The following is a 24970-nucleotide window of genomic DNA, read 5'->3' on the forward strand; positions in this document are numbered from 1 at the left end:
GGCGCCGGCGGCGCCTCCCTCGCCATCTCCGTGGCCCTGGCCGCCAACACGATCTCGAACACCGTGACGGCCGGAGTCCGCAACGCCGACGACACGGTCCGGGCCACGAGTGGCGACATCACGATCGCCGCGGTCGAGGACGCGACGATCGAGGCCATCAGTGCGGCCGCTGCAGTGGCGCTGGGCTGTTGCAGCACTGCCGCCATCGCGATCTCGGGTGCTGGTGCACTGGCCATCAACACGATCCTCACCAAGGTCAACGCGCTCATCGCCTCGAGCGACGTGGTCGCCAGCGGCAAGGTCGACCTCGACGCCGAGATGAAGGGCGCAATCCGCGCCATCATCGCCGCCGTCGCGGCAGCCGTGTCGATCAGTGCAGGGGCCGCCTTCGGAGCGGCACTGGGCGCCTCGCTCGCGTGGAACCTCATCGGGACGGACGTCAGCGGCAACGACAGCCCCGCAGAGGTCCGGGCCGTCATCAGCGACTCCAGCGTCAACGCTGGTGGCGCCCTCACCGCCGACGCCGTGTCCTCCTCGACCATCGACGCCATCGTCGTCGCCGTCGCGGTCGCCATCTCGGGCGGCATCGCCGGCATCGGCCTTGCCGGAGCCGGGTCGAGCGCGATCAACACCATCTCGACCCTCGTCGAGGCCTCCATCGGGGACAGTGACGATGCGGGCACCGACGGTGACGGAGCCACCGGCGTCAAGGCGTCCGGCATCGCCCTCACGGCCACGGACAGCTCGGCAGTCAATGCCATCACGGGCGCCGCCTCCATCGCCGGGGGCTTCGGGGGGGCAGGGGTGGCCCTGGCCATCGCCGTGTCGTACGCCCAGAACACGATCGACAACGTGGTCCGGGCCGAGATCGTCGGTGCCGACACCCTGGTCGACGCGGGGGTCGGCGGCATCAACCTTCTTGCCCGCCAGACCGGAGCGATCTGGGCCATCACCGCCGCCGCAGCGCTCGCCGCCGCGGGCGGGCTCGGGGCTCTCGCCTTCTCCGGTGGCGGCGCTGTCGCCCGCAACCTCATCGGTTCCGACGTCGTCGCCCGGATCTCCGGCAGCAACGTCGACTCCGACGGTGGCGTGTCCCTCACGGCGACCTCCACGGGCGCCATCACCTCCATCGTGGTTGCCGCGGCGGCTGCTGTGTCCATCGGGCTGGTGGGCATCGGGGCGGCCCTCGGCCTCTCCTTCGCCACGAACGAGATCGGCGGGTCCACGCTCACCGACTCGGACGTCTACTCGCACACGTCGACCGACACCCTCACCTCGAACCTCACCACGGGCACCAAGGTCGCCGTGCTCGACGGGTTCGGTTACGGCCGGGTCTACCAGTACATCGGCAGCAAGACCATCACGGCGTCCGCGAGCGACCCGCTCGACCTGCGCAAGATCAACTACCAGGACACCCAGACCTGGAAGCTCGTCGGTGGCACGCCCACCGGCGCCCGGGTCTGGGCCACCGTCGAGGACTCGAGCATCGACGCCGTCGGAGCACTCGCGCTGAGTGCCACCGCGACCGGTGCGATCCTGGCCACGGTCATCACGGTGTCGGTCGCGCTGGCGGCCGGCTTCGGCGGCCTCGCCGTGGCGGGCGCAGGGTCGGTGGCCCTCAACACGATCCGCCAGGACGTCAAGGCCGCGATCTCGGGTGACGGCAGCCGTGACGGGGCCGACGCGAACACCACACCCGACGTGGGTATCCAGGCCGGGTCGATCTCGTTGACAGCCACCTCCTCGTCGAGCATCACCGCAACCGTCGTCGCGGCGGCGGTGGCTGCGGCCATCGGCTTCGTCGGCAGTGTGACGGTCGCCATCGCGATCTCCTGGGCAGAGAACACCATCGAGAGCACGGTGCAGGCACTCGTCTCCGGGGCCGACGAACAGCTCACGTCGCGCGCCGGTGACATCACGCTGACCGCCAGCCACACCGGCGCCATCGTCTCCACGACCGTGGCCGCCGCGATCGCCGTCGCCATCGGGGCGGGTGTCAGCATCGGCATCGCAGGTGCGGGTGCCCTCGCGAGCAACGTCATCCTCGCCCGGGTGAAGGCCGATATCTCGACGAGTGACGTGCACTCGGCTGGAGCCGTCGCAGTCCTCGCCACGCTGTCCGGCACGATCTCCGCGCTGGTGCTCGGGCTCGCCGCCAGCGCAGCCATCGGGGCTGCTGGGATCGGTGCCGCGATCGGCGTTTCCATCGCCCGCAACCTCATCGGCTGGCGCCCCTCAGCCGACCCGAACAGCACCACTGACACCCGTGAGAGCACTCGCGGCCTGGTTCAGGCGTCGATCACCGACTCGAGCATCGACGCCGGCGGTGCGCTCAGCGTCTGGGCCACCGGGTCGTCGACCATCACCGCCGAGGTGCAGGCCGGTGCCGTGGCCGCCTCCGGTGGGATCGTGGGCTTCGGCGTCTCCGGTGCCGGAGCATCCACCCGCAACCGGATCGCCACCGCGGTGCTGGCCCTCATCGATGGTGACGGGGACAGGGGCATCGGGGCCGCCTCGATCTCGGTGAAGGCAGCGAACACCTCGACCATCACGGCAACGACCGGCGCGGCCGGGCTCGCCATAGCGATCGGCCTCGGCTCCGTCGGCGGGGCGGTCACCAGGTCCGTGACGGAGAACGAGATCACCACCGAGGTCCTGGCGGAGATCCGGAATGCTGATGGTGACGGCGACGCCGCGACCACGGATGACCTCGGCGGGGTGGTGGCTCGCACGGGAGGCGTGACGGTCGGCGCCACCGACACATCGACCATCCACGCCACCGGTTCGGCGTCTGCCGTCGCGGCCAGCGGTGGCATCATCTCTGTCTCGTTCAGTGACGCGGGAGCCGACGTCCTCAACGTCATCCTTGGCAGCGTGCTCGCCCAGATCGTCGACAGCACGGTCGACAGCCAAGGCACCGTGTCGGTGTCGGCCACGGAACTCGTCGAGATCCGGGCCACGGTGGCGGCGATGTCGACAAGTCTCAGCATCGGTCTGGCCGGCGCGGCTGTGGCCGCTGGCTCGTCCTGGGCGCGGAACTTCGTGGGCTACTCACCCGCCTTCGTCCTGGGGACTCCGGCACCGGCACGGATCGTCGCCCTCGTCTCCGGCTCGCACATCACCGGTCGGGGTGGCCTGAGCGTGACGGCCGAGGTCGGGCCGCGCACCAACGGGACGAGGATGGTGGAGTCCCAGGTCAACACCTCGTCCTTCGCGCTCGCGGTCGGCATCTCGTTCGCCGTCGGCGCCTCGGCCAGCGTGTCCTTCAACGCGGTGGCCTTCGCCGTCAAGGCAGGGATCGTGGCGAGCGAGGTGCCGCCATCGATCCCCGGGGGCGCAACGACCTTCCGCCGCTCCGACGTCGACGTCGACGGCACAGTCACGGTCAGCGCCACCGACACCACGAAGCTCAAGACGGATGCGACTGCGTCGTCACTCGCGATCGCCATCGGCCTCAGCGGGTCGGTCGCAGTCGGGCAGGTCGTCAACACGAACACGGTGGGCAGCACCGTGGATGCAGTCATCTCACGATCCAACGTCGCGGCCGGCGCGCTGGACGTGGACGCAACCCAGACCATCGACTCACTGGCCACCGGACGCACGGCGACCGAGTCGGTGGGCAGCGTGTTCAGCGTCAGCTCCTCTGGCGCCCTCGTGGGCTCCACGGTCACCACGGCCGCTCGAGCCACCGTCAGCGACGCCTCCGTCCTCGTCATCGGTGGCCTGGTGGGCGTCACCGCGACGGGCGATGTCGACAGCACCGTCACGGCCATCGCCACGTCGACGAGCGCATCCCTCATCGCGATTGCGGCGGCCGGACCCACCGCACGGGTCACCCAGGCACCGGTCGTCTCCGCCACCGTGGGCGGTTCCATCACCTCTGTCGGGTCTCTCACGGTGGAGGCGATCCTGAGCTCCTCCGCGGGCACATCGGCCGTCGCCGGCTCGTACGGCACCGTGGCGGCCGGCGGATCGAGCGCCACCACCACGCTCACGCCGGTCGTCACGGCATCATTGAGTGGCGGCGCCATCCGGTCCTCCTCCGGCGGGATCAGCGTCAGGGCGCGCTACAACGTTCCGTCGGTCCCCGGGCTGTCGCCCGGCACCGCTTCCGCGGCTGCGGAGGCCTCCTCGGGCGGACTGGCCGCCTCGAGTGGCGCCTCCTCGACGGTCACGCACACCCCGACCGTGTCTGCCACTGGCCTCGGGACGTTGACGGCGAGCGGCGCAGTGACCTTTGACGCCGCGGCCACCACCGTCGCGACCGCTCAGTCCGGGGGTCGATCCGGTGGCCTGGTCGGGGTGGGCCGCACCACCGCCACAGCGACCTCCGCTGGGACCACCTGGGCGTGGTTCGGCGGCGTCATCGGGTCGAGGACGACGAACGGAGCCAGCTCGCTGACGATCACCGCCCTCGCCTCCGGCAACGCACGCGCACTCGCCCAGGCGGTCAGCGGCGGGCTGTTCGCCAACACCAGCAACGCCTCGAACGCGACGGCCTCTCCGGACGTCCGGGCCTACCTCGGCGGATCTGCTGTCATCGGGGTCGTCAACAACGTCGACCTCTCAGCCACGGCCCGACCGGAGGCCGACGCGATCACCAAGGGCACGAGCACCGGCGGGCTCGCGTTCGGTGGATCGGCCTCCACAGCCAGCTCCCGGCCCGTGGTCCACGCCTACATCGGCACGTCCGCGACGATCTCTGCGGGCGGCAACGTGTCGGTGGCGGCGACGCTCCAGCCGCCCACGAGCACCAACACCCCCTCCGACTACGTCGTCGACGGCGTCGACACCTCGAACGGGTCCACGGGCAACGCGCTCACCGTCGAGAACCACGGCCTGAGCACAGGTGACCTCGTGGAGTACGTCAACTCCGGAAGCGCCATTCCCGGTCTGACGGGCGTGTCGACCGACCCCAACGACTCCACCGTGGTGATCCGGCGGCAGTACAGCGTCGTCAACGTCATGTCCGGCGGAACCGTCGACCCGAACAAGCTGTCCTTCGGTGGCACCTTCGACGCCTCGGGCATCCAGAACAACACCATCACCATGCAGGGCCACTCCTTGGCGACCGGTGACTGGGTGGTCCCAGACCTCACGGTCGGCGGGCTGGACATGGGCAGCCGCTACTTCGTCGTCGTGATCGACGGTGACACGATCCGACTTGTCGCCTCCGGCAAGGAGAACGCCGGCGGGACGTTCAACCCCACGTCCGCGTTCGTCAACACTGGGGCCAGCACGATCACCATCGCCGGACACGGGTTCGTCAACGGCGATGCCGTGATCTACGACTCCCCCGAGCCCTACCAGTTCGGGAACTCGCTCGTCGACGTCTCGGGGTTCGACAGCGACGGGCGACCCATCAACGATGCCAACGCCAACAACATCTGGTTCCTCGACGCGAATGGCAACCCCGTCGCACACGGCCTGGTCGTCGGGGACCGCGTCGTCTACACGCTGGTCGACCCGCAGCCGGGCGACGTCACCATCGGCGGGCTGACATCCGGCCAGACCTACCGCGTCGCGTCGGCGACCTCCACCACCATCACGCTGAAGAACAGCGACAAGCTCGACAACCTCCAGGTCGTCTACACGCTCGACGGCTCGAGGATGAAGATCACCCGTCTCACGGGTGACTGGCTCACCGACGGCTTCAACGCCAACCAGCAGATCATCATCTCCAGCGCAGAGACCAACGGCACCTTCACCATCGACCAGGTCTCGGGCGGATCACTCTGGCTGACCGTCGCCACCCTGAAGGCCACCCAGCTCGTCGAGAACTTCACGTTCACGGCATACCAGGGTGGCGGTGCTCCCGTGTCGGCAACCATCACCCGGTCCGGGCGCGACTGGGCGACGGACGGCTTCGGCACGGGGACGACCATCACGGTCACCAACCGCGCCGGATACAACGGCACCTACACGATCGCGAGCGTCTCCGGCCAGACGGCCACTCTGCAGGGCACCCCGGCGTTCGCCGCCGGCAGCAGCCTCAGCGCCACGGTCAGCCGGCTCGTCAACGGCCTGGTCAGCGACACCTTCGACTCGCCGGTCATCGCGCTCAGCGTCACCAAGACCACGACCACCATCGTTGACGGCCTGCCGGTCAGCCAGCCCGTGCGGACGACACACCAGCTCACCCCCGCCCCGTGGGCCGCCATCGGCACCCTGGTCGACGGCCAGACCTACTACGTGCGCAACGTGTCGGGCAACAGCTTCGAGCTGTGGTCGGCACCGACGGGAGGGACACGACAGTCCCTCTCGATCAACGGCCTCTCGTCGATCGCGACCCACTCGCTGCGCTCCACGGTGGTCCTGACACCCAGCACCGGCGAGCAGACGCTGCGGATCGACCTCACCGGCGGCATCCCCACCGGCAGCATGCACCAGCTCGTCGGTCCCGGCGGCGTCAACCTCGCGACGGTGCTCCCCCGCGTCGGGGACGGTGTCACGTCAGCCACCTCGACCGGGTCGGGCGGTGGCGCGATCGCAGCGGGCAGCAACCACGCCGACGTCGTGATCGAGGGCACGGTGCGCGGCTACGTCGCGGCCACGACCGTGCGTGCCAAGCAGGTGTCGGTCACCACGATCGCCAGCACGCTGGCCCGCACCAACTCCAGCAACAACACGGGCGGCATCGTGGGCGTCGGGAGCTCCGACACCTTCCTGCGCACATGGGTCGACAACCAGGCCTGGATCGGTGACGGCACGAGGATCATCACGACCACGTTCACGATGTCGGCCACAACCTCGATCGCCGCCAACGGCACCAACTACGCGAGGGCCGCCGGCGGCATCGGTGTCGCGAACGCGGAGGACGGCACGATCCTCATCGACTTCCTCACCAGCGCCTCGGTCCTGGGCAACGCCGACGTCGTGGCCCGCAAGGACGTCGCGATCACGGCCAGCACGAGCGTCAACGGCGCCCAGAAGTCGACAGCCAGCGGACTCGGTTTCGGTGCCGACGGCCGTTCCAACGCAGTGACCAAGGTGGGTGACAGCAACGTCTCCGGCATGGAGGGCGCGGCCACGGTGGTGGCCATCGGCGCCTCCGCCGACGTCACCGGTCTCACCGTGGCACTTCGAGCCCTCGTGCCCAGCCTCGTGGCCACGGCGAACAGTGAGTCCTACGGTGCCGGGTTCTACAGCGAGGGCATCGACGACGCCACGGCGCAGGTCGACGCCACGACCAACGTGACGATCGGTGCGAACGCCGCGATCACCGGCTACGAGGGTGTCGACCTCCAGACCCGCTACGGATTCGTCCACACCTTCGCGGACTCCTTCGCCCGCTCCACCGGCCTCTTCGGCTACGTCGACGCCGACGGGCGCAACACCACCAACCTCGACTCGACGGTCTCGGGCGCCTCCGGCGCCCTCGTCACGGCCGGTCCGGGTCCGCGCGCCTCGAGTGGCACGAACCTGCAGACGTCGGCCCAGTCCAACCACCTCGCCTTCTACGTCGACACCCAGAACGGCGCGTTGTTCGCGGGCTCCGACGGACACGTCTCACGGCGCTCGCTCGCGGCCGGTAGCGGCGACGAGGACGGGTCCAACCTCGACATCGCGATCCGGGTCCCGTTCTCCTCCGACGTCCTCATCCTCTCCGGACGCACTCCGGTACTCGTGGTCGACGCCAACGGCACCATCACCACTGCCGTCGAGGTCACCGTCAACGACGGCCCGGGCCGCAGCCAGATCGGTGAGGGCCAGACGATCCAGAGCTCGGTCATCGTGGTGAACGACATCAGCAACGCCGGCCCGGGTGACGTGGTCTTCCGCGCTCCGTACGCCTCCGGGAGCAGCGGGGACTTCGAGATCCAGTCGGCCATCTCGCGCACCCCCGAGGCCCTTGTCAGCGGCGCCCTCGGCACCTGGACCTTCAGGGACACGCTCAGCCAGGTCCTCATCACGAACCTGTCCAACAAGCTCATCCAGATCAACGACATCCACATGGTGTCGACGCGTCAGCCACTGGTGTGGCTCGACACCTCGGCCAGCGTGACGATCCGCTTCAACGTCAGGGGCGACTCGGCGCCGTCCCTGGTCGACATCCGGGCCCTCGGCACCGGTTCCGTCGCGATCAACGGGACGATCGACAACCCGATCGGCACGACGTCGGTCTTCGCAGCGACCGGCGCGATCACGTCGACCGCCGGTCGTGGCACCATCCACCTCGGCAGCCTGGACGTGGCGGGCACACCCCGGCACTACTCCCTCATCCGGGCCAACATCCTGCGGCTCGACGGCGCCTCGGTCGGCTCCTCATCCGCGCGGGTGAACGTCGACATCATCGACTCCGCCCTTCTACCCCGCGGCAGCACGTTCCAGACGCGCCGCGTCGTGGTGGCCGACAACACGATCACCCTCGGTCCGGACATGGTCTTCTTCCTCGGCCAGATCGTCCGCTACGACGCCGCACCGGGCGCGACGGCCATCGGCGGCCTCACCAGTGGCGCCTACTACTACGCGATTCCCACGGCAGACGGCACCGGGATCCAGCTGGCCGCCACCAGCGCACTGACCCCGATCACCCTCACGCCGGGAGACACGGCGACCCTCCTGCTGCAGCTGCACTTCCTCACTCCGGTGCAGCGCTTCACCGTCATGGCCGACGCCGACGCCTTCCTCGACATCCTCGGGGTCCAGCGCATCGCGACGGCCACGGCCTACAGCGTGCTGATCGACGCCGTGACCACGGGCGGTGACGCCGACCTGCTCCTGCAGCCGAGTGTGCGGGAGACCCCGACCGGCGCCAGCTCGGGCGTGCTCGCGAAGTGGCCCAGCAGCCCCACCAGCGGCGTGGTTCACCGGGTCTACTTCACTCCCGACACCTCGTGCCCTGCCGACTGCGCTCGACCGGCCTCGGGCGCGGGTGGGTCGTTCCTCGCGCAGACGGACAGCACCTATGACATCCGGGCGCGCGACCTCACCCTCACCGGTGCGCCCTACGTCCTGCCCGGCATCGTCGCAGGCGGAAGCATCGTCGTCGAGGCGGCCCAGCCCACCGCCGCCTCCCCCAGGACGATCAACGTCCTCGGCATCCTCGACGTCCTCACGACGGGTCACGTCGACGTCCTGACCAACGGCTGGATCACCCTCAACGAGCACGTCGGCGACCTGCGTGTCGGCCGGATCCTCTCGACCCTCAGTGACGTCCTCCTCTATGCACCGGGTCGGATCGTGGACGCCCTCGGCGGGCTCGTCGGTGACACGAAGAACGGCGTCGTCGCCGACGTGTCCGGTCGCAACATCACCATGTGCGCCGGAAGCGGCCTCGTCCTCGACGGAACGATCGCCGACCCCCTGTGCAGCGACACCGACCAAGGGCGTGGCGGGATCGGGGACGCCACGAACTTCCTCGAGATCGACGTCGCCTACGGAAGTGGCACGACGGGTGTCCTGCGGGCCTTCGACCGCACTGCGACGGCAGGTCGTGGCATCTTCCTCACCGAGACCATCGGGACCCTGCGACTGTTCGAGGTCAACACCCTGGGCGACGTCTCTCTGGCCACCGTTGCCGGATCCATCGTCGACGCACGCAACGCCACCCCGGGGGTCACCGACGTCGCGCAGGTCTATGGCAACACCATCGACCTCGACGCCAACGGCGCAGGCGCGAGCCTCGGCGCGACGGGCAACGACCTCGAGATCGAGTCCCAGCACTCGGGCCTCGGAGATGTGGGCCTCGAGGCCGACGGTTCCATCTGGCTCACCGAGACCCGCGGGGCCCTCTCCCTCGTCCTCGCCGAGGCCCTCGACGGACAGGTGCGCATCACGGTCCGCGAGACCACGGCTGCCAACCCCACGGCATACCGGGCTCCGCGCACGACACCGTCGTCCTCCACGGGAGCCGTGACCTTCGACGGCGCCACCGTCACGCGTAGCACCGGGAGCTTCATCACCGACGGGTTCCTCGTCGGCACGGCCCTGCGGATCTCCGGCGGCACTCCCTATGACGGTGACTACAGCATCGTGGGCGTCAGTGACACCAGCCTCACCCTGGGCGCGACGTTGTGGGCGCACGGCGACCTCCGCACGGGTGTGACCCTGGCCGCCCACGACACCCTCGACGAGGACCTCTCGCTCCTGCACGACGGCAAGGTGAGGTTCGTCGAGACCGGCGAGCGCACCGTCACCCGCGGACGTGTCGCCGCCACCACCTCGGTCCTGCTGCGCGTCGGCGACGACGTCACGACCAGCCCGAACAGCCAGATCCTCGCCGGCACGACCGTCGACATCTTCGGTGACTGGAGCAACGGCGACGCCCACTGGGGCACCACGATCGTCCTGCGTGGCGACATCGCCTCCGGCAACGGCGCCCCGGCCGCGCAGGCGGACGCCTACGTCACCAACATCTGGGGCGACACCGACGTCGACCGCTTCCAGCTCGGTGACCCCACCGGCGTCGCCGGCGGCACGAGCGTGGACTCCGCCGGCTACATCCACCTCGGCAGCGACACCCGCATCCACGGCTCCGCCGGCCTCGCCGTGGTGAAGGGTGCGGACGGCGAGGACGACTTCACGATCTGGTACCTCCAGACGATGAACGTGGGCGCCGGCCACACCCTGGTGCTCGACGGACAGGCCGAGACCGACACCTACCGCTTCCACACCTCCGGCAGCCGCGGCAGCTCGCGCAACTACGTCGCACACGTCCTCGACACCGGCGCCCCGGACGACGGCGTGGACGAGCTGTACGTCTACGGCATGAACTCTGCCACCGAGGGCTACTCCGCCCCCGGGACCTCCTACCCCGTCGACGACCTCTTCCTCCTCCGCCGCGTGAACGCCATCGACGGTGAGAGCGCCGACCGACCCGCCTTCGTCGCCCTGCTGCACACCACCCTCGGGGTGGCCGCGCCGACCGGGGTCAGCACCCTCGCCGCCAATGCCTTCGACGTGGAGCGCATCGGCTACGACACGGCGGTCAACGGACGCCTCACGGTCTACGGCCTCGGTGGCAACGACTACTTCGCCAGCGACGACAACTCGGCCATCACCACTCTCGACGGCGGCAGCGGCAACGACAGCTTCCAGGTCGGCCAGCTCTATGGACTTCAGCGCGACGGATCTCCCTACGCCGGCACGACTCCGACGAACACCACCGGTGTCACCACGGGCGGCTCGCTCGCCCCCAACGACGTCTTCGGCACCGTGGCGACGACGCGCGGTTGGCTCTCGAGGGGCAACAGCCAGGCCCTCCTGGCCCAGGGCGACACCGGGGACGACACCTTCATCGTCTACTCGAACCAGGCAGCGCTGCGGCTCGAGGGTGACGACGGCAACGACCAGTTCGTCGTGCGGGCCTTCGCCCTCGCGAGGACCGACGCCAACGGCGAGATCGTCTGGCGCGACGCCACCCACCAGGTCGCCATGCCCCTGCTGGGCGCCAGCCTGTTCTCGACCGCCGCGACCACCGAGGTCCGCACCGGCGCCGGCAACAACCAGGTGCAGTACAACATCAACGCCCCCGTCTCCATCGACGGCGGCAACGGCATCGACAAGGTCGTGGTGCTCGGCACCGAGTTCGCCGACCACATCGTCGTGACGTCCAAGGCCGTCTACGGAGCGGGCCTCGCGGTCACCTACGCCAACGTGGAGATCCTCGAGATCGACGGCCTCGAGGGCGACGACCTCTTCGATGTCCTGTCCACGGCACCCGGTGTCGCGACCCGCGTCATCGGCGGCCTCGGCAGCGACGTCATCAACGTCGCCGGTGACGTGACGGGCAGCGTCGTCTCCCGCGACATCGAGGGCACCTCGGGCACCGTCAACCACGACGTGAGCTCGACCAACCCCCTCTACGACGGGCTCGCAGCCCCCGGGGTCGACACGATCGTCGCCCGCGGCAGCCAGGGCCAGGTCGTCATCGAGGAGAGTGGCGGCTTCACCTCGGTGCGCGAAGGTGAGGGCGCCGTCGGTGCCGACACCTACATCGTCTACCTCGCCCACAAGCCCACCGCCAACGTCTACGTCACGGTCTCAGCCGCGCGGTCCTCGTCCGCGGAGGCCGCCGCCGGTGGCGACACCATCCACCTCGCGACGGGCATCCCGGTGCTCGACGCGGTGGCCTACGACCGCATGGTCTGGATCGACGGCAAGCTGGTGCCCGTCCCCGCCTACGCCGTCGTGCTCCTCTTCACACCGACCGAGTGGGACAAGGCCCACGCACAGTCGGTCTCCCTCATGGCCGTCAACGACACCCTCCCCGAGGGAACCCGCGTCGTCGTCATCAGCCACTCGGTCATCAGCGCCGACCCGCTGTTCGACCACGCCGTCGTGCGCAACGTCGAGGCCACCATCCGCGACAACGACCTCCCCGCAGTGGAGCTCGTGGAGCAGGACCGCTCCGGCACGCCCGACAGCACGACGATCCTTGTCGAGGGCACCAGCACCACCGGCCTCAAGGACACGGTGCTCGTGCGCCTCGCCACCGACCCCGGCGTGGACGTCGTCGTCCGGCTCACCCTGAGCGACGACCGCATGACCCTCACCGCTCCTGCGGGAACGATCCACACGGTCACCGCCCGCGCCCCCGGCGTCGCCGGTGTCTACGACATCACCATCACGGCCGGCAGCTGGCAGAGCGGTGTCCTCGTCACGCTCGTCGCGGTCGACGACTTCGTCCGCCAGGACCCGCACACCACCACGATCACCGCCACGAGCTCGTATGCCGGCTCCCTCGCCGCCCGCATCGATGCCCTGCTCTACGACGACGACACCCCCGGCATCGTCGTTCTCGAGAGCGGGGGCAGGACCCTCGTCGTCGCCGGCGACACGCTCACCGGACCCGGCCCCGGCGACTCCTACGAGATCCGGCCCACCCAGAACCCCGGCAGCGGAACTCCCGTCAACGTCGCCATCGTCACCGACGGCCAGACGGATGTCGTCGCAGGCGGCAGGGTGAGCTACCGGGCCATCGGTGGGCAGACGGCATACCGGCAGTTCAGCGGTTCCCTCACCCTCAGCGGCTCGACGCTGACCCGCACGGGGGACTCGGCGCTCGGCAACTTCCGGGACGAGGGCTTCGCCGCAGGACAGCGCATCCGCCTCACCGTCGGTAGCACCACCTATGACTACGTCATCGGCTCGGTCTCCGCCGACGGCAAGTCGCTCACGCTCGTCCTCGGGACCAGCCCCACGCCCCCCGCCGCAGCGCTTCCGGCAGCCGTGCTCAGCCGGATCGTCACCCGTGGCGTCTACACCGGTGGCGTCACCTACGACGTCGGCACCGGCACCCTGCACCGCACCGACGGCCAGAGCTGGCTCGACGCCGGCTTCCTCGAGGGACAGCGGGTCACCATCGGCTCGTCGCTGTCGCGCTACAAGATCCAGCTCATCAGCAGCAGCACCGGCGGCGTCCTCGACCTCATGACGCTGACCACCCTGGCCCGCCCCCCGAACGCCCTCAGCGGGGTCCTCACCGTCATGCAGTGGGCCGCGGTCGTCACGTTCGACTCGACCAACTGGTGGCAGCCGGTCACCGTCAACCTCGTGGCCGACCCGTTCTACGTCCTCCAGCCCGGCCAGGAGAACCTCAAGTCCTTCTCCAAGCGCCCGCACCTGCTCTCCGGCATCCGTGGCCCCCTCGCCGTCGAGGGTGGGACCACCGCCTCCGACCGCTCACTGCGCCCGGCCGTGATCCTTCCCGGTGAGGGCAACGCCCCGCTCTTCCAGATCGCCCCGCAGCCCCCGGAGGCTCAGCAGGTTGACGTGCTCAACGTCTACGCCGACTCCAGCCAGGAAGACCTCAACGGCACGCTGACCGCGACCGCGATCACCGGTCTGGGCATGAACAGCACTCCCCTCGACTTCGCGGCACTTGTCGCTGGTTCCGGCGGTGCGATGCCGTTCGGTGAGCCGACCACCTTCCCCGCCGGCATCACCTACGGCGCCATCGTCGTTGACCCGGTCACCGGCCGGTTCGACCAGACCGCGGCCCACAGCACGATCGAGGTCCTCAACCTCCTCCTCGGCCAGGGCAACGACCACCTCGACATCACGAGCACCCTCGTCCCGGGCCGCGACCACAACGCCGATGGCACCCTCGGGAGCATCGCCGTCCACGGCGGCATCACCACGGTGCACGGAGGCGGCAACTCGCTCATCCGGGTGATCGGCACGTTCAGCCGCCCGAGCGCCACCACGCTGCGCCGCGACGACGGGGTCACCTGGGCCAGCGCGGGCTTCGTCGTCGGTCAGGTCCTCACGGTGAACGGCGTGGCCCTCGGCACCATCTCGGGACTGTCGGGTGACACCCTCACCATCGCCGGCGCCAGCTTCGCGGCGGGCGGCTACGCGGACGCCACGGTCGCGGCTCGCGACCCGAAGACCGGAACCACCCGCATCGGTGGTGACACCGTCGTCATCACCGGCGGTGCCGGTCCGAGCTCTCCCCTGGTCGTCTACGGCGACACCTCGCAGGACGGCAGGTGGTACGGCGGCGACCCGCGCGTGCAGTCCTTCCTCGCCTTCGGCACCAAGCCCTTCCCGAACGAGATCGGCAACGGCGACTCGCGCTTCATCTTCCCCGTCGCCAACCCGTTCGTGTATGCCGGCCACGACGTGATCGACGCCTCCGCACTTCTCGCTGGGGTCGCCTCCGGCGCCCTCCCGACGGTCGGGATCACGGCCTACGGCGGCGCCGGTGACGACACGATCCTCGGCAGCGCGGCTCCGGACTTCCTGGCCGGCGGCTCGGGCGACGACCTCATCATCGGCGGCCGGGGCAGCGACCAGATCTACGGCGACAACGGCATCAACGTCGACGTCATCACCCGCCAGCTGACGATCCCCTGGCGCAACGCGAGCGTCTTCCCCGACCGCGACGGGCTCGAGGCCGGCCAGGACACCCTGCACGGGGACGGGGTCGGGAGCACCGGCGCCACCGCCGACGAGTACGACGACATCATCTTCGGCGACTACGGCAGCGTGCGGCAGGACACGGAGGAGGCCGTCGTCGGTGCCCCCGGCTACTCGCGTCCCACCCAGCTCGAGAAGATCCAGACCGTGGGTCGGGTGCGTGAGATCCGCACCGAGCGTGCCGAGGACGGCGCCCATGACGTCATCACCGGTGACGGCGGTCGTGACCGCATCTTCGGCGGCAACGGTGACGACACGATCTCCGGTGACGGCCAGTCCGACGTCGTGTTCGGTGACCACGGCCGGATGCTCTACCTCGAGGGCGCCGCGAGCGTGACGATCCTGCACCTCGTCGAGAGCATCACCGAGAAGCAGGGCGGCGTCGACACCATCACGACGGGCCTCGGAGACGACATCGTCGCGGGTGGTGCGCAGGGCGACACGATCGACGCGGGCACCGGCCAGAACATCGTGTTCGGTGACCACGGCCGCGTCACGGGCGTCGAGAACAACGTCTTCAACCGCCCGATGCCGTCGACGTTGCCGCCGACCTATCCGCACGACGACTACCAGGTCCCGGTCCTCCAGCTCGTCGAGGGCTACGTGCCCGTCGGCGGAGAGCTCGGTGGTGGGGACACCATCACCACCGGCATCGGGCGCGACATGGTCTTCGGCGGCGCCGCCGGCGACACCATCGTGGTCAACAGCGGCGAGACGGCGGCTGTCCTCGACGGCAACAACATCGTCTTCGGCGACTACGGCTACGTCGACTACCTCCTGCGCAACAGCGTCATCCCCGACGACGCCCACGACATCGAGGTCGTGTCCTCGTTCGAGACGTCGACCGGACTCGGTGGCGGCGACACGATCATCGCCGGTGCGGGCAACGACATCATCATCGGCGGCGTCGGCAACGACGTCCTCAGGGCCGGCCAGGGCAAGAACCTCCTCTTCGGTGACAGCGCCCGTCTCTCCACCAACCCCGCCCTGCCGGACACCCACCTCTCGAGCTTCTCGGTGCACGAGTTCCTCATCTGCATCATCGAGACGTTCGGCTTCGGCGACCTCGACGGCGGGGACGACACGATCTACGGCAGCGAGGCCCGCGACATCCTCTTCGGCGGCGCCGGGAACGACGTCATCTACGGCTTCGGCGGCGACGACCTGATCTTCGGCGACCAGGGCCGGGTCACGTGCACCACGACGTCCTACGAGCCGGACGACCCGCGCAACGGCCTGTGCGTCGACCTCGGCGGCACGATCGACTTCCGCGCCACCAACGTCGCGAGGAGCACCGGGTCGGGCGACGACATCATCTTCGCCGGCTCCGGCAACGACATCGTCATGGGCCAGCAGGGCAACGACCTCATCTACGGCGAGAGCGGTGACGACCTCCTCATCGGTGGCTCCAACGTCTCCGGCGCCCTCGACGGCGACGACCTCATCGACGGTGGAGCCGGCAACGACCTCATCGCCGGTGACAACGCCGACTGCTGCCGCCGCCCCGACCTGCTCGACCCACGGGTGCGCGCCCTGCTCGGCAGCACCATCTACGGCACGAGCATCCCCGGCGGCACTGACGGGCACGCGCTCGTCACCGGCACGTGGCAGAACGACCCGAGGGCCGGCTCCCAGTACTCCGTCACCCTCCTCGACCACAGCGACACCATCCAGTCCGGCCGGCCGGAGCTCTGGGGTGACGACTACCTCGCCGGTGGTGCCGGTGACGACGAGATCTTCGGTCAGCTGGGCCACGACGTGATCCAGGGCGACGGCGCCATCGACCTGTTCGTCCTCGCCCCGTACCCCCACACCATCACCGCAACCGACCCGCGGCCGGCCCTCCTCCCCGACGGGCCCACTGGCGCCCGGATCGGCGCCTGGCGGCTCGCGGACCCGACCATGACGCTCACCGACACGCTCGTCGTGCGCCCGTCCGTGGAGCTGGCCACCGACGGTGACGACTACATCGAGGGCAACGGAGGCGCCGACACCATCTTCGGCAACCTGGGTCAGGACGACATCATCGGCGACTCCTCCGACCTCTACGGGCTCGGCAACGACCAGCGGATCACCCTCTCCACCCGTGTGACCGGGGCGACGACCTTCCTCAAGGACTCCTCCGGCAAGGCCGTCGCCTGGCGCGTCGTCGGCATCTCGGCCGACGGCCGCACGCTCCTGCTCACCGGCTCTGCAGCCGGCCTCCCCTCCGGCACCCAGACCCTCACCGTCTACGGCGCCGGCATCCAGGAGCCGCTGGAGGTCACCATCACCCTCACGCCCGGTGGCATCAGCCTGCTGGCCAACATCGACTGGCGCACGATCGGCTCGTTCTGCCTCGGTCCGCAGTGCCGCCCGGCCGGTGCCGACCTGATCTTCGGTGGCGCCGGGACCGACATCACGCGCAACGACCGCGGCGACGCCACGCTCGGCTCGACCGGTGTCATCACCACCGTCGCCACCGGACATGCCCGCGACGCCGACGTCATCGCCGGCGACAACGCCCGCATCCTGCGGCTCGTGGGTACCAACGGTGTGCAGCAGACGACCAACGCCTACCTCACCTACGCCTACGACACGTATGCCGGCGGGCTGCGTCTCATCCCCCGTGCCGTCGAGATGCTGGACTACACCTTCGGTGGCCCGGCGTTCAACGCGGCCTCGGCGGCGACCGACCGCGGTGCCGGTGACGAGTTCCACGGCGAGTCCGGTGACGACCAGGCCTATGGCATGACCGGCAACGACGTCATCTACGGCGACGGCCAGGACGACGACCTCATCGGTGGCTACGGGGACGACTGGATCTCCGGCGGCACCGGCGACGACGGCATCCTCGGCGACGACGGGCGCATCTCCACCAGCCGGAACAGCTCGACGGGGTGGACCGCCCAAGGCGTTGCCTGCAGCGCCAACGGGACCACGTGCTACGCCGAGCCGCTCTACGGCATACTCGCGCTGTTCCCGACCGACCCGAACACCCGCACCTCCGAGGGCAACGTCCTGGGCGAGGTCATCTACACGCCCGGCCACGTCCAGGAGGAGACGATCAACGTCGCGGGGGCGATCAACAAGAGCGTCAACCTCACACCGTTCAACGTCGACCCGGCCGACCTCGACCCGCTGTTCCGTCCGGAGGGCGGCTACGACGACATCATCTTCGGCGGCCTCGGGGACGACGCCATCCACGGTGGTTCGGGTGACGACGCCCTGTCCGGCGCCGAGGCACTCGTGGCGGGCTACGCACCGAAGTACGTCACCTCCTGCGGCTCGGGGACGACACCCGGCTGCACGGCCGTGCGCGACGGCCTGGTCCGGATCGACTTCGGCCACCCGGTCAACCCGGGCGACGTCCTGCGCTACAACCCCGACGACATCGACGGGTGGCACTACGACCGCACCCGCCGGGCCGGTGAGTTCGACCTCTACGACGAGTACGAGCCGCGTCGCGCCATCCTCTTCAACGACGCCGCCGAGGTCTGGACCTGCACCTCCTACTCGCCGAGTGGCCACACCTGCACGGGCAACACCGACGTCGCACTCTTCCCCCGCCAGTTCTTCCTCAACAACGTGTGGGACGAGGGCCCGGTCATCATCGGTTGCGTCGACTTCGCCCCCAACGGGGCCTGCCTGAACCCCAACGGAGCCGCGCAGACCGACGGCAACGACGTGCTCTTCGGAGACCTCGGCAACGACTGGGTCGTCGGTGGCACCGGACACGACACGTTGTGGGGTGGCTGGGGCAACGACCTCCTCCAGGCCGACGACGTCCTGGGTGTCGGGTGCACGAGCTACAGCAACAACGGCACCTGCCTGGCGCAGGGCCCGTCGTGGTTGAACGACAGCTCGGACACCCACCCGATGTACGAGGACCGCGCCTTCGGTGGCGCCGGTCGCGACATCCTCATCGGCAACACCGGCGGCGACCGGCTCATCGACTGGACCGGTGAGTTCAACAGCTACATCGTGCCGTTCGCCCCCTTCGGGATCGCCACCGTGAGCCGCCAGGTCCCCCCGGCCCTGTTCGAGTTCCTCTACACGCTGTCGGCCGCCCAGGGCGCGGACCCGACGCGTGCAGCCGACTGGAACCTCGACTTCGCCGACCGCAACGGTGAGCCCTACGGCGAGATCGGGCTCATCACCCAGAAGGACCACGGCCTGTGGCAGGACCAGAGCGGTGCCCCGGCGGACCCGCAGGCCGGCAACATCCCCGGCGGCAAGCGCGATGTCCTGCGCAGCGCGACCTTCAACGACGGCAAGATGTCGGCCGTCGCCATCGACTCCGGGGTGTGGGACATCACCGGCGGGGCCCTCGACGTCTCGGCGGGTTCCCTCGGCGGCGACGCCGCCGCCGTCTTCTACGTCGACCAGACACTGCCGGTCTACTACGAGCTTCTCGCCAATGTGAAGCTGGCCAAGCCGACCTCCGGCTGGAAGGCGAACGCCTTCGTCATCTTCGACTACTTCTCCGCCTCCGACTTCAAGTTCGCCGGCCTCGACCAGTCGACCAACAAGGTCGTCATGGGGCACCGGACCGCTGCCGGCTGGACCTACGACGTGCAGGCCGCGGTGGGCAACGTCCGCGCCGACACCTACTACGCCATGCAGGTCACGGTGAACGGTCTGGTCGTCACGGTCTACGTGGACGGGGTCGCGAAGCTGACCTACCAGTTCGACCCCCGCTTCGTGGACGGCAGGGCCTACGGGCTCAACATGGGCCTTGTCGGGTTCGGCTCCGACAACGCACGGGGAATCTTCGACAACCTCGTCATCCAGGCCCTGCCGCCGCAGACGACCTACGAGGCCACCGACGACTTCGCCACTGGGACAGGGCAGTTCAGCGGCCCGTCGCGGGGCACCTGGAACACCACGGGTGGACGGCTGACCGGGACAGCCGGATCCGGGTCCGCGACGCGCCTCATGGACCTGCCGGCGCGCGCAGGGGGAGGCACGACGACGAGCGTCGACACCACGATGCGCCTGAGCGCTGGGGGCTCCGGTGGCATGGTCTTCGACCACTACGCCGACAACGACTTCAAGTTCCTCACGCTCGACCAGGCCACCGGACAGGTCGTCATCGGACACGTCGTGAGGAACCGCCGGGTCGTCGACGCCACCTTTGCGGTCAGCCTGCCGGCCGGCTCCGACCTCCGCGTCACCCTCACGCTGAGTGGCACGACGGTCGTCGTCTGGGTGGGCGGCGTTCAGGTGGGGTCCTACTCGTTCAACGGAGCGGTCGGCGACGGGGCCATCGGTGCCCTCGTGGAGCGCGGCACGGCCAGCCTCGACGACGTCCACGTGGTCATCGGCATCAACGTCAACAGCTCGCCCGACCTCATCGTGCCGACCCTGACCGTGCCGGCGAACGTCACCCAGACGGCCCCCAGTGGCGCGAGCACGGTCTATGTCAGCGACCCAGCCATCGGGACGGCGACTGCCACCGACAACGTCCCCGGAGTCGTCGTGGTTCGCGAGGGCGTGCCGACCGGCAACGTCTTCGCGCTCGGCACCACGACCATCACGTGGACCGCCACCGACGTCTTCGGCAACCAGACCGTGCGCACCCAGACCGTCACCATCAACCCGCCCGTGCCCACGCCGGTGAGCGTCACCGCCCTGGCGACCGACCCGGCGGGGGCCGAAGCAGGGGCCGACCCGATCGTCTTCACCGTCACTCGCAGCGGCGATGCCACGGCTCCCCTGTCGGTGTCGGTGTCGATGGGCGGGACGGCCTCCATGGGCGACTACAACGTCACGGTGACCGGCGGCACCCTCTCCGGGTCGACACTCACCTTCGCTGCGGGCTCGTCCACCGCAACCGTCCGCATCACCCCCGTGGACGACAGCCTGTCGGAAGCCACGGAGTCGGTCACCCTCACGATCGGCACCGGGCCGGGCTACACCACGAGCGCGGCGAGCACCGTGAGCGGCTCGATCACCGACAACGACGCCCCGCCCGTGCCCGTCGTACCGAGCCTGAGCATCGCGGACACGACGGTGCTCGAGGGCGCCTCCCCGGGGTACGTCCTCGTGACCATCGCTCTCTCGTCGCCCGCGCCGTCCGGGGGTGTCACCGTCCAGGTCCGCTCGTCCTACGGGACGGCCGACAAGAAGGACTTCACCGCCGTGAGCCAGTCGGTCACGATCGCCGCGGGCCAGAGCAGCGCGACGCTCATCGTCCGGATCACCAACGACACCTCTCGTGAGGGCACCGAGACCTTCACCCTCACGCTCTCCTCCCCCGTGCGAGCCACCATCGCCAAGGGAACTGCCGTCGTCACGATCCTCGACGACGAGAGCGCCCTGGTGGCAGCGCACAGCCCCGCGGCGCTCAGCGGCAGCGCCAGCGCGCAGCTCCTGACCGCCACGTCGGTCGCCGCGGCCACGCGGGCCGCGCTGGGCAACTGGGTGGCGTGGGGTCACGACGTCTCGGCGATCCTTGGTGTCGCAGTCGTCGTCACCGACCTCCCCGAGACCCTGGTGGGTTATGCCGGGGACGGCTTCGTCGAGCTCGACATCGATGCAGCCGGGCAGGGCTGGACCCCCACTCTGCTCCAGGCGGCACTGGTCCACGAGCTCGGGCACCTGCTGGGCCTTGACCACGCGCAGCTCGTGCAGGCCCTCAACCGGGATGCTGCGACCGGTGTGGGAGAGCTCCAGAGCCACCCAGGGACACCTGTCCCAGCTCCGGCCTCGCTCGCGCCCGTGAGCCTCCGGTCATCGACCAGGGCAGCTGCGCCCCGGCCAGGCCTGTGGTCACCGATGGTCACCGCAGCCGCCGCTTCAGCGCTGGCCTCCGTCCCCGCCACGTTGACCATGGCAGGACGTCGCACCGCCCAGACCATCACTGCCAGCGCGACGCAGGCGACCGATGCGATCGCCAGCACAGGTGTCGCCTCGCCGGCACCGGCACGGCAGCCGAAGCCCCTCCTCGGTTGGACGCTCCTCGCCCTGCTCGTCGTGCTCCTGCCTCGCCGCGTCCGACACCTTCGTCGCCCCGCCACATCGCGCCCCCGGTAGTGAACCGTCCCTCCGCCGGCCGCGCGCAGTTGCGCACCATCACGGATCCGGTTGCGGCTCAGGCCCGCAGATGCCGCCGGGCGGGGGACCGTCGAGAAGTGTGGGGATGTACTCGAGCATCTGCAGCCCCGGCGCGAACGTCCGGTGCTCGACCAGCTCGAGCCGCACGTCGGGATAGCCCGCGAAGATCGGGTCCTGCCCCGTCGCCCCGGTGATGAACGGAAAGACGACCACCCGGAAGCGGTCGACCAGCCCGGCAGTGACGAGTGAACGGCAAACCGAAAGGCTTCCGAGCGTGCGCAGGGGCCGGTCCCCCGACTGCTTCGCCGCACGCACCCACTCCACGGCGTCGGTCGTGACGAGCTCGGAGTTCGCCCACCGCAGTGGCATCTCGAGAGTCGAGGAGAAGACGATCTTGGGGGTCGACGCCAGGTGTGCAAACCCGGGTCGTCGCCGAGCTGCTCGGCGAAACCCGACATGAGTCGATAGGTCGTCGCACCCATGAGGTGGACGTGGGCGTGGCGAGTCTGCGAGTCGCGCCAGGCGAGGTACTCGGGGCTGTCGACCCCCCACAAGCCCGGCCAACCCTCGGCTGCCGCGTAGCCGTCGAGGGAGGTGATGAAGTCGACCATGACGCTCTGCATGGGCCTCCCTTCGCCCGTCCCGTCAGTCCTGCGTATGCCGCCGCATGCCGCCGGATGGGGTCCGCTGACCAATAATCCGCAACCTCGTCTGGCACAGCCGCGCCAGCCCTACTCTGAGCCCAGAGGGGGCAGGGGTTCCCTCATTACTGAGGGAGATTCATCATGAAGTTCCGCTCATTCGCCGCCGTCACCGCGGCACTCGTACTCTTGCCGTTCACGGCATCGGCCGCCCTCGCGGCACCCCCGTCCAACGACACTGCCGCAGGTGCAACCACGGTCGGCGCACTTCCCACGACTCTCAGCCAGGACACGACGCAGGCCACAACCGATGCGGTCGACACCGCCCTCAACGAGTTGTGCGGCGCCCCGGCCACCAACGCCAGCGTCTGGTTCCGCTACACGGACGTGACGGGCAACGGCTTCCTCGCGGACATGTCGGCCTCCAACTACACGGGCGGGTTCTTCGTCACCGCCGGGGACCCGAAGGACGGCAACCTCGTGGCCTGCGGCCCGAACCAGGTGGGCGTGCGTGGTGAACCCGGCACGACCTACTACGTCGCTGCGTTCTCCGACTCCGCCACCATGGGCGGCAAGCTCTCGGTGGCCTTCGAGGCGCTGCCTCCGGCCCCGACCGCCTCGCTCACGGTGAACCCCAAGGGCGTCGCCTACAAGGACGGCACGGCCCGCATCTCCGGGACCTACAGCTGCACCAACGCCGACGGCTACAGCTCCGACATCGAGGGTCAGCTGACCCAGACCGTCGGCCGCACCAAGATCAACGGCTACTTCTTCGCCTCGCCGCTCGAGTGCGACGGATCCACCCACACCTGGGAGGCCTACGTCTTCTCCGACAACGGACTCTTCGCCGGAGGCAAGGCGGCGAACTTCTCGCTCGCCTTCGCCTGCGGGCTGGTCGACTGCACGGTGGCCGACGCCAGCGGCAAGATCCAGCTCTCGCGCAACGGGAAGTAGCAGTCGTGGAACGGCGGGAGTGGACCACGGTCCACTCCCGCCCTTCTCCATGCGTCGGTGGATACCGCCGGCTCGCTCAGCGGCCTACGCTCGCCTCATGACTGGTGCCACGGCATACGACGCGATCGTCATCGGCTGGGGCAAGGGTGGCAAGACCTTGGCGGCCTTCCTCGCCGCACGCGGTGACAGCGTGCTGATGGTCGAGCAGTCGGACCAGATGTTCGGCGGCACCTGTATCAACATCGGCTGCGTCCCCACCAAGGCGATGGTCGAGTCGGCCAACCATCCCTCACTGTCGGCGGACGACAGCGTGCGTTACCTCGACGCGATCCAGCGCAAGAACGCCCTGACGAGCCTGCTGCGCGGCAAGAACTTCGCGATGGTGGACACCCACGAGTCCGCGACCGTCCTCACCGGACGGGCACGCTTCGCGGGGCCACACGAGATCGAGGTCAGCGCCGGCGACGAGCGCGTGCGGGCCACGAGCGAACGCATCCTCATCAACACCGGAGCAGTGCCGGTGCTGCCTCCCATCCCGGGCCTCGACGGACCACGGGTCCTCACCTCGACAGAGCTCGTCGACGAGACCGAGCTCCCCGCGCGGCTGGTCGTCATCGGTGCGGGTGCCATCGGGTTGGAGCTCGCCGCGGCCTACCGCGCCTTCGGCTCGCAGGTGACCGTCGTCGACGCGGTGGACCGCCTGCTCCCGCGAGAGGACGACGACGTCGTGGAGGCGGTGCGTGACGTCCTGGAGGAGGAGGGGATCGCCTTCGTCCTCGGCGCGAGGGTCGACCGCGTCGAGGACACCACGGACGCAGCGGTGGTCCACCTCGACGGAGGGCGGTCCCTCGCTGCCGACCGGGTGCTCGTCGTCGTCGGCCGCCGTCCTGCGACGGACGACCTCGGGCTCGACGTCGCCGGGATCCAGACCACGGACCAGGGCGCGGTGCGTGTCGACGAGCAGCTGCGGACCTCCGTCGAGGGCGTGTGGGCCGTGGGCGACGTCAACGGCGGACCTCAGTTCACCTACACCTCGCTGGACGACCACCGCATCGTCAGGGACCAGCTCCTCGGCGGGGCGACGCGCAGCACCACCGACCGCGTGGCCGTCCCCAGCACGACGTTCATCACACCCCCGCTCGCGCGAGTCGGGCTGAGCGAGAGGGAGGCTCGCGATGCTGGGCGATCCATCAAGGTCGCGAAGAAGAGCATCGACACCATCGCCGCCATGCCACGGGCCCGTATCGTGGGTGACACCCGCGGACTCCTCAAGGTGGTCGTCGACGCCGAGACCGACCTCGTCCTCGGCGCGGCGGTGTTCTGCGTCGACAGCCAGGAGATCATCAACCTCATCTGCCTGGCCATGCGCCACGACGTCACCGCCTCCGAGCTGCGGGACTCGATCTGGACGCATCCGAGCTCGACCGAGGCACTCAACGAGGTGCTCGGCACCATCTGAGCCCGGGGCCCGT

The 24970-nt window shown here is 69.6% G+C and carries 3 protein-coding genes and 1 pseudogene (1 of these 4 cut by a window edge); 3 read left to right on the forward strand and 1 reads right to left on the reverse strand.

What is annotated here, in order from left to right; genetic code table 11:
- Positions 1–21882, forward strand: partial view of a Calx-beta domain-containing protein gene (locus ASG74_RS15155; RefSeq protein WP_056145508.1) — the 3' portion only. It extends 18042 nt beyond the left edge of the window; 21882 of the gene's 39924 nt are visible here — the last part of the coding sequence; its start codon lies beyond the left edge, outside the window; its stop codon occupies positions 21880–21882.
- 39 nt (positions 21883–21921) lie between these two features.
- Here ASG74_RS15155 and ASG74_RS17960 read toward each other — a convergent pair.
- Positions 21922–22526 (reverse strand): annotated as a pseudogene (locus ASG74_RS17960) (dihydrofolate reductase family protein).
- 162 nt (positions 22527–22688) lie between these two features.
- Here ASG74_RS17960 and ASG74_RS15165 point away from each other — a divergent pair.
- Positions 22689–23498, forward strand: a complete 810-nt coding sequence (locus ASG74_RS15165) for a DUF6299 family protein (protein ID WP_056145511.1) — start codon at positions 22689–22691, stop codon at positions 23496–23498.
- 97 nt (positions 23499–23595) lie between these two features.
- Entirely contained in the window at positions 23596–24957 is a 1362-nt protein-coding gene (locus ASG74_RS15170; RefSeq protein ID WP_056145517.1) for an FAD-dependent oxidoreductase, read from the forward strand.
- The last annotated feature ends 13 nt before the right edge of the window (positions 24958–24970 follow it).

The organism is Knoellia sp. Soil729 (genome assembly GCF_001427985.1).
GTDB lineage: Bacteria > Actinomycetota > Actinomycetes > Actinomycetales > Dermatophilaceae > Knoellia.

Excerpts from the sequence above, each read along its gene's own strand:
- ASG74_RS15165 (WP_056145511.1), top strand. The coding sequence starts at position 22,689 with ATGAAGTTCCGCTCATTCGCCGCCGTCACCGCGGCACTCGTACTCTTG.
- ASG74_RS15170 (WP_056145517.1), top strand. The coding sequence starts at position 23,596 with ATGACTGGTGCCACGGCATACGACGCGATCGTCATCGGCTGGGGCAAG.